This window comes from Bradyrhizobium sp. 215_C5_N1_1 (genome assembly GCF_052075935.1).
GTDB classification, from domain to species: domain Bacteria; phylum Pseudomonadota; class Alphaproteobacteria; order Rhizobiales; family Xanthobacteraceae; genus Bradyrhizobium; species Bradyrhizobium barranii.
Map to the genome: position 1 here is coordinate 7,235,277 of NZ_CP197228.1, position 13,516 is coordinate 7,248,792.

Annotated in this window: 13 protein-coding genes; 5 read left to right on the top strand and 8 right to left on the bottom strand. The window is 61.0% G+C overall.

What is annotated here, in order from left to right; all coding sequences use genetic code 11:
• Positions 1 to 1,053, top strand: a complete 1,053-nt coding sequence (locus tag AB7G19_RS34600) for an ABC transporter substrate-binding protein (protein ID WP_085403314.1) — start codon at positions 1 to 3, stop codon at positions 1,051 to 1,053.
• Positions 1,054 to 1,067: 14 nt separating this feature from the next.
• On the opposite strand, the gene AB7G19_RS34605 is transcribed toward AB7G19_RS34600, so the two are convergent.
• The 6 genes from AB7G19_RS34605 to AB7G19_RS34630 are packed head-to-tail and all read right to left on the bottom strand — an operon-like array spanning position 1,068 to position 7,683.
• The gene (locus AB7G19_RS34605; RefSeq protein ID WP_085403313.1) at positions 1,068 to 2,186 is read right to left on the bottom strand and encodes an ABC transporter ATP-binding protein; all 1,119 of its coding nucleotides are present in this window, start codon (positions 2,184 to 2,186) and stop codon (positions 1,068 to 1,070) included.
• A gap of 18 nt (positions 2,187 to 2,204) precedes the next feature.
• Positions 2,205 to 3,944, bottom strand: coding sequence for an ABC transporter permease (locus AB7G19_RS34610; RefSeq protein WP_441268745.1), 1,740 nt, complete (start codon positions 3,942 to 3,944; stop codon positions 2,205 to 2,207).
• Between the two features lie 31 nt (positions 3,945 to 3,975).
• Positions 3,976 to 4,992, bottom strand: coding sequence for an ABC transporter substrate-binding protein (locus AB7G19_RS34615; RefSeq protein WP_245344197.1), 1,017 nt, complete (start codon positions 4,990 to 4,992; stop codon positions 3,976 to 3,978).
• A 47-nt stretch (positions 4,993 to 5,039) separates the two neighbouring features.
• A complete protein-coding gene (locus AB7G19_RS34620; protein WP_063985295.1) occupies positions 5,040 to 5,453 on the bottom strand; it encodes a Rieske (2Fe-2S) protein in 414 nt (137 codons plus the stop codon).
• Positions 5,453 to 6,556, bottom strand: a complete 1,104-nt coding sequence (locus AB7G19_RS34625; RefSeq protein WP_441268746.1) for an amidohydrolase family protein — start codon at positions 6,554 to 6,556, stop codon at positions 5,453 to 5,455. Before AB7G19_RS34625 ends, AB7G19_RS34620 begins: the two co-directional genes overlap by 1 nt.
• Positions 6,553 to 7,683, bottom strand: coding sequence for an amidohydrolase family protein (locus AB7G19_RS34630; protein WP_354113996.1), 1,131 nt, complete (start codon positions 7,681 to 7,683; stop codon positions 6,553 to 6,555). Before AB7G19_RS34630 ends, AB7G19_RS34625 begins: the two co-directional genes overlap by 4 nt.
• 144 nt (positions 7,684 to 7,827) lie before the next feature.
• Between AB7G19_RS34630 and AB7G19_RS34635 the strand changes: the two genes are divergently transcribed.
• Positions 7,828 to 8,331: a MarR family transcriptional regulator gene (locus AB7G19_RS34635; protein ID WP_085403308.1), complete on the top strand. Its 504-nt coding sequence runs from the start codon at positions 7,828 to 7,830 to the stop codon at positions 8,329 to 8,331.
• Positions 8,332 to 8,571: 240 nt separating this feature from the next.
• Here AB7G19_RS34635 and AB7G19_RS34640 read toward each other — a convergent pair whose 3' ends face one another.
• Positions 8,572 to 9,045, bottom strand: a complete 474-nt coding sequence (locus AB7G19_RS34640; protein ID WP_343287581.1) for an Arm DNA-binding domain-containing protein — start codon at positions 9,043 to 9,045, stop codon at positions 8,572 to 8,574.
• A 526-nt stretch (positions 9,046 to 9,571) separates the two neighbouring features.
• The gene (locus AB7G19_RS34645) at positions 9,572 to 9,769 is read right to left on the bottom strand and encodes a hypothetical protein (protein ID WP_135217087.1); all 198 of its coding nucleotides are present in this window, start codon (positions 9,767 to 9,769) and stop codon (positions 9,572 to 9,574) included.
• Between AB7G19_RS34645 and AB7G19_RS34650 the strand changes: the two genes are divergently transcribed.
• From AB7G19_RS34650 to AB7G19_RS34660, 3 genes are all read left to right on the top strand, one after another.
• Positions 9,768 to 10,913, top strand: coding sequence for a fructose-1,6-bisphosphatase (locus AB7G19_RS34650; protein ID WP_085403307.1), 1,146 nt, complete (start codon positions 9,768 to 9,770; stop codon positions 10,911 to 10,913). The genes AB7G19_RS34645 and AB7G19_RS34650 overlap by 2 nt on opposite strands.
• Positions 10,914 to 10,963: 50 nt before the next feature.
• Positions 10,964 to 12,151 (top strand): 6-phosphofructokinase, encoded by a 1,188-nt coding sequence (locus AB7G19_RS34655; RefSeq protein WP_085403306.1) that lies wholly within the window; start codon positions 10,964 to 10,966, stop codon positions 12,149 to 12,151.
• Positions 12,152 to 12,247: 96 nt separating this feature from the next.
• Positions 12,248 to 13,093: a protein-L-isoaspartate(D-aspartate) O-methyltransferase gene (locus tag AB7G19_RS34660; RefSeq protein WP_441268747.1), complete on the top strand. Its 846-nt coding sequence runs from the start codon at positions 12,248 to 12,250 to the stop codon at positions 13,091 to 13,093.
• The last annotated feature ends 423 nt before the right edge of the window (positions 13,094 to 13,516 follow it).

Genomic DNA, 13,516 nt, shown 5'->3' on the forward strand with positions numbered 1-13,516 from the left:
ATGGCCACGCCGGACCGGGAAAAGCGCGCGCGCATCACGCGCCGCGCTACGGTGTTTGGACTGACCGCCTCTTCGATCCTGCCATCGATCATGGCCCCGTCGAGAGCGGAGGGCGAATGGTCCGCGTTGGTCGCAGCCGCAAAGAAGGAAGGCCGCGTGGTGCTCTACAGCGCGTTCGTTGGCCTTGCCGCGCACAAGGAGCTCAAGAAGGAGTTCGAGTCCGCCTACGGAATCACCGTGGACATTCTCGAAGCGCGCGCGAGCGAAGTCCGGGAGCGCATCCGCATCGAGCAGGCCGCGGGCCGCAACGCAGCCGACGTCTCCGAGAACGGGCGGACCACGACCACGCTGCAGATCAAGGAGGAGCGTGTCTTCGAACCTCACGGCCCCCTCCCCAGCCTCGGCCGTCTCAAGGCGGACTTCCCAAGCGACGGCATGCGGCTCCCTGTCTTTGCGATCGTCTACGGCATCCTGGCGAATACCATGCTGGTCAAGCCGGCGGACGAGCCGAAAAGCTGGCTCGACCTGACGGATCCGCGCTGGAAAGGAAAAATCCTCAGCGACGATCTGCGGACGCTCGGCGGCGGCGGCGTGCTCTTCTCGGTCCTGCAGGACCTCTACGGGCGCGCCTTCCACGAGAAGCTTGCCCAGCAGGACCTGAAGTTCAGCCGGGAGATACCCGCAAATGAGCGCCGCGTAGCGCGCGGCGAATACCCGCTCTACATCCCCGACAGTCTGACATCGCTGCTCGAACTCAAGGGCCTCCCGGTCAAGTTCATCGCGCCAAAGGAGGGGCTGCCCTACGTCGGCTACGATCTCGCGCTGCTGAAGAATGCGCCTCACCCAAACGCGGCGCGGCTGCTGATGGAATACTATCTGGGCAAGACGATGCAGCAGAGCCTTGCGAGGCTCGGGCTGCTGCCGACCACGGCGGACGCGCTGACCGGTGTCGATCCCGCGGTGGCACAGATCGAAACAACGAAGCTTCTCGGCACCACCGATCCCGAACGCATGAACGAGATGCTGTCTTTGGCTCAGCAGATCTATCGCTGAGAGGCACCCCCGGCTTAAGGGGCTGCGCCGGCCTGCTCCGGCACTGCCCAAGCTGATTGCTGCGGAACGACGACGGTCACATTGTCTCCGACGGAGAAGCCACCGAACGGCGGCGCATCGACATTGAGGCGGCTATCGTCGGTCTGCACCACGACCGACCGGATCGGGCCGCGGAAGATCGTGTGCGCAATCTGTCCGGACCATCGAAGCTCGTGGTCACTGTGAGCCGCATCCGGCGCCGCGATACGCGCGTCCTCGGGACGAACCATGACGGTCACGGGCCGCCCGGGCCGGATCTCGCTTGCCGACTCGCACGCTCCACGCCAGCCCTTGCCGACGACGTTGAGCCGCACCCGGCGATCGTCGATCCGCGTGCAGGCCTCCACACTGGCCTCCAGCAGGTTCGGTGTTCCGAAGAAGGCCGCCACGATCCGGTTTGCGGGATAGCGATAAATTTCCTCGGGCGCACCGATCTGCTGGATTCGGCCGCGATCCATCACGACCACACGGTCGGACAACGCCATCGCTTCGGCCTGATCATGTGTCACGTACAGGCTCGTCATCCCAAGCCGTCTCTGGATCGAACGGAACTCGTCGCCCATCTGCAGACGGAGCTTTGCGTCGAGATTGCTGAGCGGCTCGTCGAGCAGCAGCACCTTGGGTTCGAAGACGAGGGCCCGCGCGATCGCCACTCGCTGCTGCTGGCCGCCGGACAGCGCCGGTGCCGGCCGCTCGGCGAAATCCTGCATTTCGACGAGGCGGAGTGCCCTGGCGACGAGATCGCGTATCTCGGCCGCGGATTTGCGGCGCACCCGCAGCGGATAGGCGACGTTCTCGAAGACGGTCATGTGCGGCCAGATCGCGTATGACTGGAAGACCATGCCGAGCCGCCGGCGCTCCGACGGAACAAAGACGCCGCGAGCCGCATCGCTGACGACCTCGTTGCCTATGCTGATGCGGCCGCCGGAATTTTGCTCGAGGCCCGCGACCATCCGCAACGTCGTGGTCTTGCCGCACCCCGACGGCCCCAGCAGGGTGACGAATTCACCCTCGCTGACGCGCAGGTCGACGCCGTCGACCGCGACGAAATTACCGAAGCTCCGGCTCACCTTCTCAAGAACGACATTCGACATGGCACGATCCAAGCCTGGTCACATTCCACCGATACGGCTGCTGATGAACTTGAGTTGAACCCAACGGAAGACGATCACGAGAACCATCATGATGAGCCCAATGACACTGACCTGCTCCGCATTGCCGTTCGCCCACAGCTTCAGCAGCACGACAGACAACACCTCGGAGCCGACAGAATAGAGCAGAACGGATGCGCTCAGCTCGCGCATGATGCCGAAGAACACCAGCACCCATCCGACGGCGAAGGAAGGCCAGGCCAGGGCAAGGACGATGCGCCTCATGGTTTGCAGCCAGCTTGCGCCATGCACCCGGGAGCACTCCTCGAGGTCGAACGAAAGCTGCGCATATGCGCTCGACATGGCGCGCACCGAAAGCGGCGTCCCAAGCGAAATATAGGCCAGCAGCAGCGCCCAGATCGTGCCGTAGATCGGAATCGCGTGAGGCAGCAGAGCAAACCCCCAGAGAAACCCGACACCAAGGACGATGCCGGGCATCATCCACGGCAGCCAAGCCATCGAATCGATCAGCAACCGGCCTCGCCACTTCGTTCGGACCGAGACATAGGCGACGGTTGCGCCGAGCAACATCGTCAGCGTGGCGCCGACGAGGCCCAGGAACATCGTGTTGCTGAACCCGCGCCAGAACTCGCTGCTGCCGAACACCGCCTGATAGTGCTCGAGTGTCAGCATGTCCCACTGGTAGAACCCGAAGAACTTGAAGAACGAGCCGATGATGAGTTGCCCGACCGGGAGGACCACCGTCACCACAAAGAACAGAACGCAAAAGGCAAAGGTTGCCCATCGCCATGCACCGAGTTTCATCACCGAAGGTGAATAGCCCTTGCCGGTGATGGTCTGAAAACTCCGGCCGCGCAGCATCCGCCGCTGCAGAAGAACGATCAGGAACAATAGCGCCATGATGACGAAGCTGATCGCGGTTGCATACTGATATTGCGGCGGCGACCGCTGGTTGATCGAGTCGTAGATGTCCGTCGTGATGACCCGAATTCCCGCCGGTGAGCCGAAGAAGAGCGGCGACTCGAAATTCTCGATGCCGCGAATGAAGCTCAGGATGGCCGCACCGGTCAGCGCGGGCAGCATAAGCTGCAGCGTGACAGAGCGAAAAGTTCGCAGGCGTGATGCGCCGCACATGGTCGCCGCCTCCTCGAGACTCGGATCCATCGCTCGGAAGGCGTCCACGATAAGAAGAAACAGGAACGGCACGGAATACTGCATCATGTGCCAGACTACGCCGCCATATGAATAGACGTTGATCGGCGCTGTCTCTGATCCCGTGACCCACTGATAGAGCTGATTGAGCAATCCGACCTGCGGATTGCCGAGCATGCCCCACGCCATTGCGGTCAGGATCGGGGGAATGAAGAATGGCAGCGTGATCAGGACTTCCAGAGCCCCCCGGAATGGCGTGTCGGTTCGCGCCAGTATCCAGGCGAGCAAGACGGCCAGGATTACCGAAGGGATGGTCTTGGCCAGGGATATGCCGACGGTGTTGAGGAGTGTCACCGCGCTTTGCAGCGTGATGACGTCGCGATATCCGTCCAGATTGAAAGTGCCGGCCATTCCCGGCGGCGTCGAATGCAGGCTTCCATAGAGCAGCATCGACAGCGGATAGACGGAAAGGAAGGCGAGAACGACGACGAGCAGAGCGAGCGCCGCAAGGCGGCCTGCCGCAGTCGCCTGCAGCCACCGCCCGATCCCGCTCAGGCCGGTCGTACGCCTCTCGACGAGGTTGTTCACTCCCTCTCCGGCTGAAACGCTCATGGGTCTCTCAGGGGTAAAGCTTCTTGGCGAGATCCATCATCGAGGAGCGCTCAGCCAGCTTGGCGGGACCAATGATCTTGGCGTTCACGAACTGCTGCGCGTCCGGATTGGCGCGCTCGGCGGCCGCGGCGTTCACCGGAAGCATCCATGCGTTCGCGTAGAGCAATTGCGACTCGACGCTGAGGAAGTGGTCGATGAACAAACGCGCAGCGTTGGGATGCGGCGCGTTCTTGAGCACCGCGAGATCCATCTCCGCGAAAGGTGCACCCTCCTTCGGAATCACGACTTTCACCGGCAGCCCCTTCAGATCGGACGTAAAGGCAAAGATCTGCGGGATATAGATGGCGTACTCGCCGCGAGCGACGCGCCGCGCGTCGTTTCGCATATCGCGGCTGAACACGGGCTTTTGCTCGGCGAGCTTCTGGTTGAAGTCGGTGCCCATGGTCTTTTCCAGGATGGCGAACATGGTATTCCCGCTGCCGAGCGGCCGCATGTCGTCCGAGAGGATCTTGCCCTTCCATTTGGGATCGTTGAGATCGTTCCAGCTCGTCGGGATGTCCTGCTCCTTGACCAGCCGCGTGTTGATGAGGATGCCCATCGGCTGCATGAAGGCCGGCACGCTGTATTCATTGGCTTTGAACGGCGGTCGCAAATGGGCGGCATTCGGGATCGGCGGCAGTTTCTGCACGAAATCGCCGTTCTTGAGTTGCTCCTCGATCATGGTCGTCGTGACCATTTCCGCGTCGCCCAGAAAGCGGCCGGCCGCCTGCTCGGTGCGGATGCGCTCGGAGAGCTCACTGGCACGGAGGTCGAGACTCTCGACCGGAATTCCGTACTTCGCTTCGAACGACTTGAGGACAGCCGTGAAGTAGGGAGCGCCCAAGGCCATGTTGTAGACCACGACTTTGCCTTCCTTCTTGGCGGCCTCGACGACCTTGTCCCAAGAACCGTCCTCGGCTTGCGCGGAGCTCAACAGACCCACGAAACAGGCGACAGCCGCCGACATCCCTAGCTTGAACACCACTTACTCCTCCCAATGCGCTTTTATTTGCTTAATTGATTCACTGGTCTTCAGACTTCCAAGACAACATATTGCTTGTCGATCGTGACCTGAAACGTTTCGGCGCGCAGCTCGCCTTCGATCAGCGCGCCTCCGGGCTCGACTTTCAGCTCATAGCTTCGGACCTTGGTGCGATCCGGCTCGCACCATGACCGACCGGTTCGCAGATCGAATTCCCAGCCATGCCACGGGCAGCGCAACAACTCACCACGACGGCTGTATTGATAGTCACCGGGCCCCGTCGCCTCGACGAGCCCGACGATGCGTCCCTTGCACAGGGACGCCCCCTCATGCGGGCAACGATTGCCGACGGCGAAATACTCGCCCTCGACATTGAAGATGCCGATCTCGCGTCCATTGACCTGGACCAGCAGGCGCTGGCCCGGCGGGATCTGATCCACGGTCGCAACCACATGCCGCGCCATCAGTCCAGCCTGTAGAACTTGCGCGCATTCTCGTAGAGAAGCTGCTCGCGCTGGGCCTGTGTGAGGTTGGCACGAAACGCGTAGCGCGGATCGTCGAAATCCCAATGCGGGTAGTCGGTGGAGAACAGCAGCCGATCCCATCCGATCCTGTCGAACAGATCGATCAATTCGGCCGACGTCGCCGGCTCTTCCATCGGCTGCGTGCTGAACCACACCTGCTCGCGCACATATTCCGACGGCGGCTTCTTCACATGAGGAACCTCGCTCCGAAGGCGTGCCCAGTGCTTGTCCATGCGCGCATTGAGCGACGGTACCCAGCCCAAGCCGCCTTCCATGATCACGACGCGCAACGCGGGAAAGCGCGCCAGGACCCCTTCGAAGACAAGGCTCGCCACGACCGCCTGCATGGTCTGGGCGACCGAGTGATGTTCCTCCATGTAATAGGATGTCCATCCGCCGCCGGTCGATGGATGGCCATTGGTGCCACCGACATGAATCGTGATCGGCAGGTTGTTGCGCACGGCCGCCTCATAGATCGGCCAGTAGCGCCGGCGTCCGAGCGGCTCGTCCGTCTTGGGCAGGATCAAGATCTGGGTAAAGTTGGGATCCCCTCCCCTGGAATCGATCTCGGCGACGGAGGCAACCGTGTCTTCCTGGGCGATCAGCACCGAGGCCCTCAAACGCGGCTCCTGCTTCACCCAGCGTTCGACCTGCCAGGTGTTCATCGCGCGGGTCAATGCGACGCCAAGGTCGAGATTTCTCTGACTGCCCGGATTCCAGCGCAGGGGTATCAACATGCCCACCTCGATCCCGTTCGGATCGAGGTGCTGCTTCTTCATCAGGTCAAGGCTCGATCCCGGCGGCCCACCCTCCTCCGGATAGGCATCGATCCGCGCAGCGTCGGGCGACATGCGCGGATGCGACAGCGCCTCGGAGAAGGCGTGGCGCAGGTGGCTGCCATAGACCGTAAGATGCTCGATCCATTGCCTTTCCAGATAAGGATGCACCTCGGTCCAGGACGTCATCGCCGGATGGATGTCGCAATCGATGACTTTCAGCTTGTAGTTCGAGGCCCGTGGCCGTTCCAGTTCAACGGTGCTCATGGCACAACCTCCATGATCTGATCGGCCGTGGCCAATCGCGAGTAAGTGGCGAGCGCATTTTCACTGGCGATCTTGCGGAAAAGCGCATCAGGGAGCCGGCCGGAGAGAACCGCATCCCCGTCGAAATGCCAATGCGGATAGTCCGTCGAGAACAGGAACAGTTCGTCCGACTTGATGTGATCGGCGAGCCGCATGATGGCCTCGCCGTCGTCCGCCGCATCGACCGGCTGGACGGTGAAGCGCACATTGTTACGGATGATCTCCGACGGCGTGCGCGTGACCCACGGAACCTCGGCTCGCACGCCTTTCCATGTCTTGTCGGCGCGCCAGATGAACCCGCTCAGCCACGTCAACCCGGATTCGATTGCAACGACCTTGAGCCCGGGAAACTTCGCGAACACGCCCTCCGATATCAGGCTTTGAAGCTGGCTCTCGAATGCGGCGGATTGCGCCACATAGTCCTCGACATAGTATGACGGCCACCCGACGGCGGTAGGCGCATATCGATAGGCGCTTCCTGCGTGAATTCCGATCGTCAGGCCGAGGCGCTCGGCGCGTTCGTAGATGGGCCAGAGATGTCGCCGGCCCAGCGTAGTTTCACCGGACACCAGCATGAGGACCTGCACGAACCGGAAGTCGTCGGCGCGGCGGTCGATTTCCGCCACGGCGAGTTCCGCGTTGTGCGACGGGATCACGATCGAGGCGCGGAGGCGCGGATCCCGATTGAGCCAGTGATCCCTGATCCAGTCGTTGGTCGCCCGGCAGAACGCTGCCGCCATATCCTCACTGTGAAGGACCTGCGCGCCGTAGAGGCAGTTCAGAATTCCATAGCGTGGTCGAAACCGATCGAGCACATGGTCTTGCATCGCTTCGAGCGAGGAGCCCGCCTTCGCACCACCCGGGAGAAGCCAGTCCGGACGACAGGATAGTGGCGAGTTCTGCGGGTAGCTGGTCAGGCTCAGATTGAGACGGTCGAGCGCGCGGACGGAGACCATCTCGCGCCAATAATCGTCCAGATAGGGCAGGAGGACGCCCATCCCGGGCACAGCCGGATGAAGGTCGCAATCGATTGCGCCGGCATACGTCCTCGCCTGATCAAGACCGGCGACCAAGCCGTTTCCTTCCATGTCACTCTCGCCACTTTTTTCTTGGAATTGGGAGATTGGACGCTATGTTGATACATCAATAAATGTTTTGTCAAGAAATTTGATCTGGATCAATGCGCTGCAAAATGCGGGACTTGGAACGAAGTCCATTGGAGATCTTCGAAAATGCCGGCGACCAAGAAATTCGAGAGGGAGAAAGCTTCGGACGAACGTTCCCGGAATGCCGGAATGCTGGCCCGTGAACATGTGGCCGTGCTGGTGTCGACCCTCGGCATGCGCCTCAACAGAGGCGCGACTGCGTATTACCGCGCGGCCTGGAACATCGGCATCGTGGAATGGCGTCTTCTCATGACGCTCAAGAGCATCGAATCCCTCAATGTCAGTGAACTTTCCGACGCTGCCGACGTCGACAAGGCTGCAGCAAGTCGCAGTCTCGCCATCCTGGCGGATCGAGGGCTGATCTCGATCGAGCAGACTCGCTCCCGTGGCAGAGCCGCTATCGCCAAGCTTACCCGCGAAGGTAGAGATTTCGCCACTAGAATGGCCGAAGCCTCGCGTAAGCGCGAGGCTCGGCTATTCAAAGATTTCCCAATCGCCGACAAAAAACAATTGTCGCAACTTTTACTTCAGCTTTCTAATGCCTTGGATCATGCTGATTGGGAGCACTAACGGATCAGACAGCAGCGGAAGGATCAAGTGAGCTACGACGCTCAAGTCCACCCGCAGAACGTTTCTCGATAGGATGTCCCCGTCTCACTCACGGCACGCGCGACGCTCTTGCCCTCCTTAGGGAGACGACCGGCGGTTTCGGATCGCCCCCAAGGTCCTGCTAGATGGCGCATTGTTCTGAAAGTTGTAGCCGTCTCTCGCTTTTCAACCCGGATCGGCCGCAACAATTCGTAGACGTGGCTAGGCTTGATCTCTGGGATCGTGAGTTTCCAATTGTCGGGCCAGCGTACCGTTTGAGCGACGACGGCCATTGACTGCGATGCTTCGTGCTCCAGATCGACCAGTGCTTGCGCATGTAGATTTCGGCGCACAGCTCGAAAGTAGGCAGGGTGACCTTGGTCTCTCCGGCTTTCGCTTCCTCAGGCGCCGCTCGCTTCTCCACACGATGTCGACGCCGGGTGCGCTGCGATCGCCTTTGACACGAAGACGCGCTGCGTCGCGGGCAAGCCGCGCGTCCTTTAGCGACACGTCTTTGAGCGATCCTAGACCGAGCCAGCGCGGCTTACCTTCTTTCCAGTATCGGTAGCACCAGTTCTGGCACTCGCGACGACGAGGTAGAGACCGTCGCCGTTGTTGTTGCTGGCTGAGAAGATGATGACGGCACTGCGAAAATGCGAATAACTTCCGTTGGTCACTTTTGAGGGGCTGTGTAATAGGCCAAGCGGTCTCCCATCCTCAAGCAAGTCGATCTGGTCGGACCACTGTCAAAGTCTTGGCACTGGCCTGTTTCCGGCGACAGTGGCCTAGTTTGAAATGACAACGTGGCCCGTTTTGTTCTGGGCCAACCATACGGTGTATTCACGGGCGGAACACGCCGTCATAGATTGCCGAACTTTCCCGATCTTGGCACGATCTGCAATAGACGCCGCATTCTGACGGGCAATATCATTTCCCGTTTCAGGACTATGGAGGGCGGGCGCGCTTCGCGGGCTAGCTCTTAGTCCGTATTCCTGACCGCCTCAGCTAGTATGGCGTAAAGCTGGCGCTTGCTGAGCTCTTTGGGCTGCCGCTTCTCCAGTGGTTTCGACACCTTCTTACCTACAGTGCGGGCACAAGCGGCGGACAATGCCGCTCTCTTCCGGTCTACCCCTGTGAACGGAAATCGTCAGACTGCACCGGCGTGTATCACGCGGGCCAAAACCGGACTCGTGCACCGCAGAAAATGATGCGCATGATCTACTTATCCTATCGGTTCTGGTATGATCCCTAAGGTGGTTGAAGATCTCGGGAAGCGGATGAGCCCGAATTTTTCGAGCAGGAAGGGCATCTGCGGAACCGAACGTAGCATCAGACGTTCTTCCGGCGTATGAGCAGCGCCGTCGCCCCGGCGCAGCCCGCGCAGAGGCGTCGCGCTGTGCTGGTCGGAGAGAATGCTCATGAGACTCACTCTTTCGGTCATCAAGGCTGACGTTGGCTCAGTCGGCGGGCATACGAAGCCATCTTCACGCATGATGGCAGCTGTCGAGGGCGAGGTCGCGAAGGCGATCTGCAATGGTCTGTTGATCGACGGTTTTGTCTGCCACACCGGCGACGACATTGCGATCATCATGACGCACACACGTGGCGAGGGGAGCTCAGAGATCCATCAACTCGCCTGGAAGGCGTTTCTTACGGCCACTTCGGTTGCAAGGACTTCCGGTCTCTACGGCGCCGGCCAGGATCTTCTCGCAGACGCACCTTCCGGAAACATTCGCGGTGCCGGCCCGGGCGTCGCCGAGCTCAGCTTCGACCACAGCCTCTCGGGGCCGAGACCCGCGGAATCATTCATGGTGTTCGCCGCCGACAAATGCGGCCCCGGCGCCTATAACCTGCCGCTCTACCTCGCCTTCGCTGATCCCATGTATTGCGCCGGGCTGATGCTACCCCCGATGATCAAGGGATTCCGTTTCCATGTCATCGACATGGACCACACGGCGGGCGACAGCGTGATCGAACTCGACGCGCCCGAGGACAACTACCACATTGCCGCGCTGCTCCGCGACAACGAGCGCTTTGGCATTGATCGCATCGTTTCTCAAACATATGGCGAGGTTGCCGCCGCCGTGTCGGCGCAACGTCTTCACGCAATCGCAGGCAAGTACACCGGCAAGGACGATCCGGTCGCAATCATCAGGAACCAGGGAATTTTCCCGGCGCCCGAGGAGATTATCTCGCCCTTCGCCAAGGCACACTTCGTGGGTGGCGATGCGCGCGGCTCGCATGTGATGCCGCTGATGCCCGTGCCGCTCAATACACCGGTCACTGGCATGTACTGCCTGCCGATCGTTTCTTGCGCTGGCTTTTCGGTCGACAAGGACGGCCGCTTTTCCGAGTCCTATACCGATTTCTTCGACAACCCGGCGTGGGACGAGGTGCGCCGGCGCGCGCAACGCAAGGCAATCGAGATGCCCAGCCAGGGCTGGTCCGGCGCTGCGATGCTGCCATATTCTGAGCTGGAATATGGCGGCTTCCGCGACACCGTATCCGCACTCGTGAAGCGATTTCGGCTGCGTGAGGAGCGCAAGCCGGAGGCGGCCGAGTAGCGAAGCTGCGCTGTGCATTATTACGACCTGCCAATGCTGGGAGGTTTGGCTTGGCGAAAAGACGCATCGGCATTCTCACGGGCGGCGGCGACGTCGCCGGCCTCAACGCAGTCATCAAGAGCGTGACTTATCGCGGCAGTGAGAACGACATCGAGGTCGTCGGTCTCCGCCGTGGTTGGGAGGCCCTCACGCACTTGAACCTCGAGGACCCGACCAGCAGGTCTCACTATGTCATCCCGCTCAACCGTGAAAACACTCGCACTATCGACCGGCGCGGCGGCACCGTGCTGCACTCGAGCCGCATCAATCCGTCCAGAATACAAAAGCTGCCCGATCATCTCGTCGGCAGGGACGTTCCAGTCTCCCTGAGTACCAAGGACGGCATCGTAACCAAGACCTGGGACCTCACCGGCCAGGTGCTGGCGAACCTTTCGGGGCTCGGAATCGAACACCTGATCGCCATCGGCGGCGACGACACGCTCAGTTATGCGGCCAAGCTCAACGAACTCGGCGTCAAGATCATCGCCATCCCGAAGACGATGGACAACGACGTCCGCAACACCGAGTACTGCATCGGCTTCTCGACCGCGATCACCCGCGCCAGCGATGCCATCCAGCGACAGCGCACCACTGTCGGCTCGCATGAGCGAATTGGCATTTTCCGCGTCTTTGGCCGCGATGCTGGATTCACAGCGCTCTACGCCGCGTATGCGACCTCGATACGATGCGTCATACCGGAGTACAAGGTCAACCTCGACAAACTGATCCAGCTGCTCCTCGAGGAGAAGCGAGCGAACCCAAGCAACTACGCGCTGATCGTGCTCAGCGAGGGTGCCGAGTGGGAGGGCTTCAACCTGCAGGAATACGGCGAGCCTGACGCCTACGGTCACCGCAAGAAGGCCAACGTGGCGGAATCGCTTGCCGACGAGATCAGGCGGCGCGCCGGCGAGGAGACGATCACCTCCGACCTCACCTACGACCTGCGATCGGGCGATCCGGACTTCATCGACAAGCTTGTGGCCCTGACTTTCGGCAACATGGCCTACGATGCCATCCTGGAAGGCAAGACCGGCCTCATGTCGGCGCTGGTAGAGGGCTGCTACGACCTCGTGCCCATCCCTGACGCCAAGCTCGGCCCGCGCAAATTGGACGTCGCCAGCAGCTACAACACGGAGCGCTATCGCCCCATCTACGGCAACAAGCAGGGGTTGCCGATCTTTCTCAACCGCGCGTCATAGATAGATGGTGACCCAAGCGCCGGCATGACTGGTTGCTGCGGGTGCGTCGCAACCGGCCTTGTCGCCGCAGCGCCACCGAGATCGGGGAGACGGCTCATGAGGACCTTGCTGCTGCTCGTGCTTTCTATGGTGACCGTCGTGCGCGAAGTGACCGCACAGGACGCGCAATGCGTCCTCGAACGCGCCGCCATGGTCGAAACCATCCGGTCTTACGCCCGGTCCCACGTCAGTGTTTTGGGACAGCAGGGGCTGTCGGGGAGAGTCCTTGAGGCCATGGGGCAAACACAACGCCATCTGTTCATCCCTGAGCGATCTTGCTCCATCGCATACGCAGACATGCCGCTTCCGATCGGCGCCGGCCAGACCATATCGCAGCCATTCATCGTGGCCTTGATGACTCAGCTGGCTTACGTCGCGCCCGATGATGTTGTGCTCGAAGTCGGTACGGGTTCGGGCTATCAGGCTGCCATCCTTGCGCACCTGGCGCGAAAGGTCTGCACCATCGAGATCATCCCGCAGTTGGCCGCAGCCGCAGCCAAAACGCTCAAAGACCTCGCGTATGACAATGTGAGCGTTCGGCTTGGCGACGGCTATGCTGGCTGGCCCGATTGCGGTCCTTTTGAAGCAATCATCGTCACCGCAGCGCTCGGGCACGTACCGGCGCCGCTGATTGAGCAGCTCAAATTGGGTGGCCGGCTGGTGATGCCGGTGGGACCTGCCTACACCACTCAGCAACTCACGGTGGTGGAAAAAACCGGCCCGGGCAAGACAACAACGCGCGCCGCCAGCCTCGTGCGGTTTGTACCCTTTACGCGCTCACCAGATAAAGCCAATCGACGTTTAATTCTTGAGCAGCACTTGCGCAGTCGCCTCGCTGGCTGGAGCCTTGCGGAAAGCGCCAGCTGTTCGAACCTGTCGGCTTCGGGTCAAAAGCTGCACTGACCGCCGCGAAGTCCAACTTCCGCTCTGCCCCTGTTAACGGACATCGTCAGACGGTCAGTCAGGTCCACCACCAGTTGTAACTCAAAAAGACCCGCGCGCGAAGGGGAACCGAATGCGCTAGGTCGCATTTCTAGACGTACAGGCACACTTGCTACGTCAAGCTGACCCTTTCACGACAACTTCCGAAAGGATGGCGACCATGCCACGGGTGAAGCAAGCTGCGAAGCACGCACGCGCAACCAAAGCCGCCGCCGTGACGGCACTCGGTACGGCCGGACTGGGTCTCTCGCTGGCGGGGAGCGCATCCGCGCACACGATACCCACTGCTCATATCCCGCATTCTGACAACATCTCGCCCAATCAGCGCTTCGTTCTTGGCGAAGAGGAAATGGCCGACGTCAGTCTCGCCACGTTCTATCTCTT

Excerpts from the sequence above, each read along its gene's own strand:
- AB7G19_RS34600 (WP_085403314.1), top strand. The coding sequence starts at position 1 with ATGGCCACGCCGGACCGGGAAAAGCGCGCGCGCATCACGCGCCGCGCT.
- AB7G19_RS34605 (WP_085403313.1), bottom strand. The coding sequence starts at position 2,186 with ATGTCGAATGTCGTTCTTGAGAAGGTGAGCCGGAGCTTCGGTAATTTC.
- AB7G19_RS34620 (WP_063985295.1), bottom strand. The coding sequence starts at position 5,453 with ATGGCGCGGCATGTGGTTGCGACCGTGGATCAGATCCCGCCGGGCCAG.
- AB7G19_RS34625 (WP_441268746.1), bottom strand. The coding sequence starts at position 6,556 with ATGAGCACCGTTGAACTGGAACGGCCACGGGCCTCGAACTACAAGCTG.
- AB7G19_RS34630 (WP_354113996.1), bottom strand. The coding sequence starts at position 7,683 with ATGGAAGGAAACGGCTTGGTCGCCGGTCTTGATCAGGCGAGGACGTAT.
- AB7G19_RS34635 (WP_085403308.1), top strand. The coding sequence starts at position 7,828 with ATGCCGGCGACCAAGAAATTCGAGAGGGAGAAAGCTTCGGACGAACGT.
- AB7G19_RS34650 (WP_085403307.1), top strand. The coding sequence starts at position 9,768 with ATGAGACTCACTCTTTCGGTCATCAAGGCTGACGTTGGCTCAGTCGGC.
- AB7G19_RS34645 (WP_135217087.1), bottom strand. The coding sequence starts at position 9,769 with ATGAGCATTCTCTCCGACCAGCACAGCGCGACGCCTCTGCGCGGGCTG.
- AB7G19_RS34660 (WP_441268747.1), top strand. The coding sequence starts at position 12,248 with ATGAGGACCTTGCTGCTGCTCGTGCTTTCTATGGTGACCGTCGTGCGC.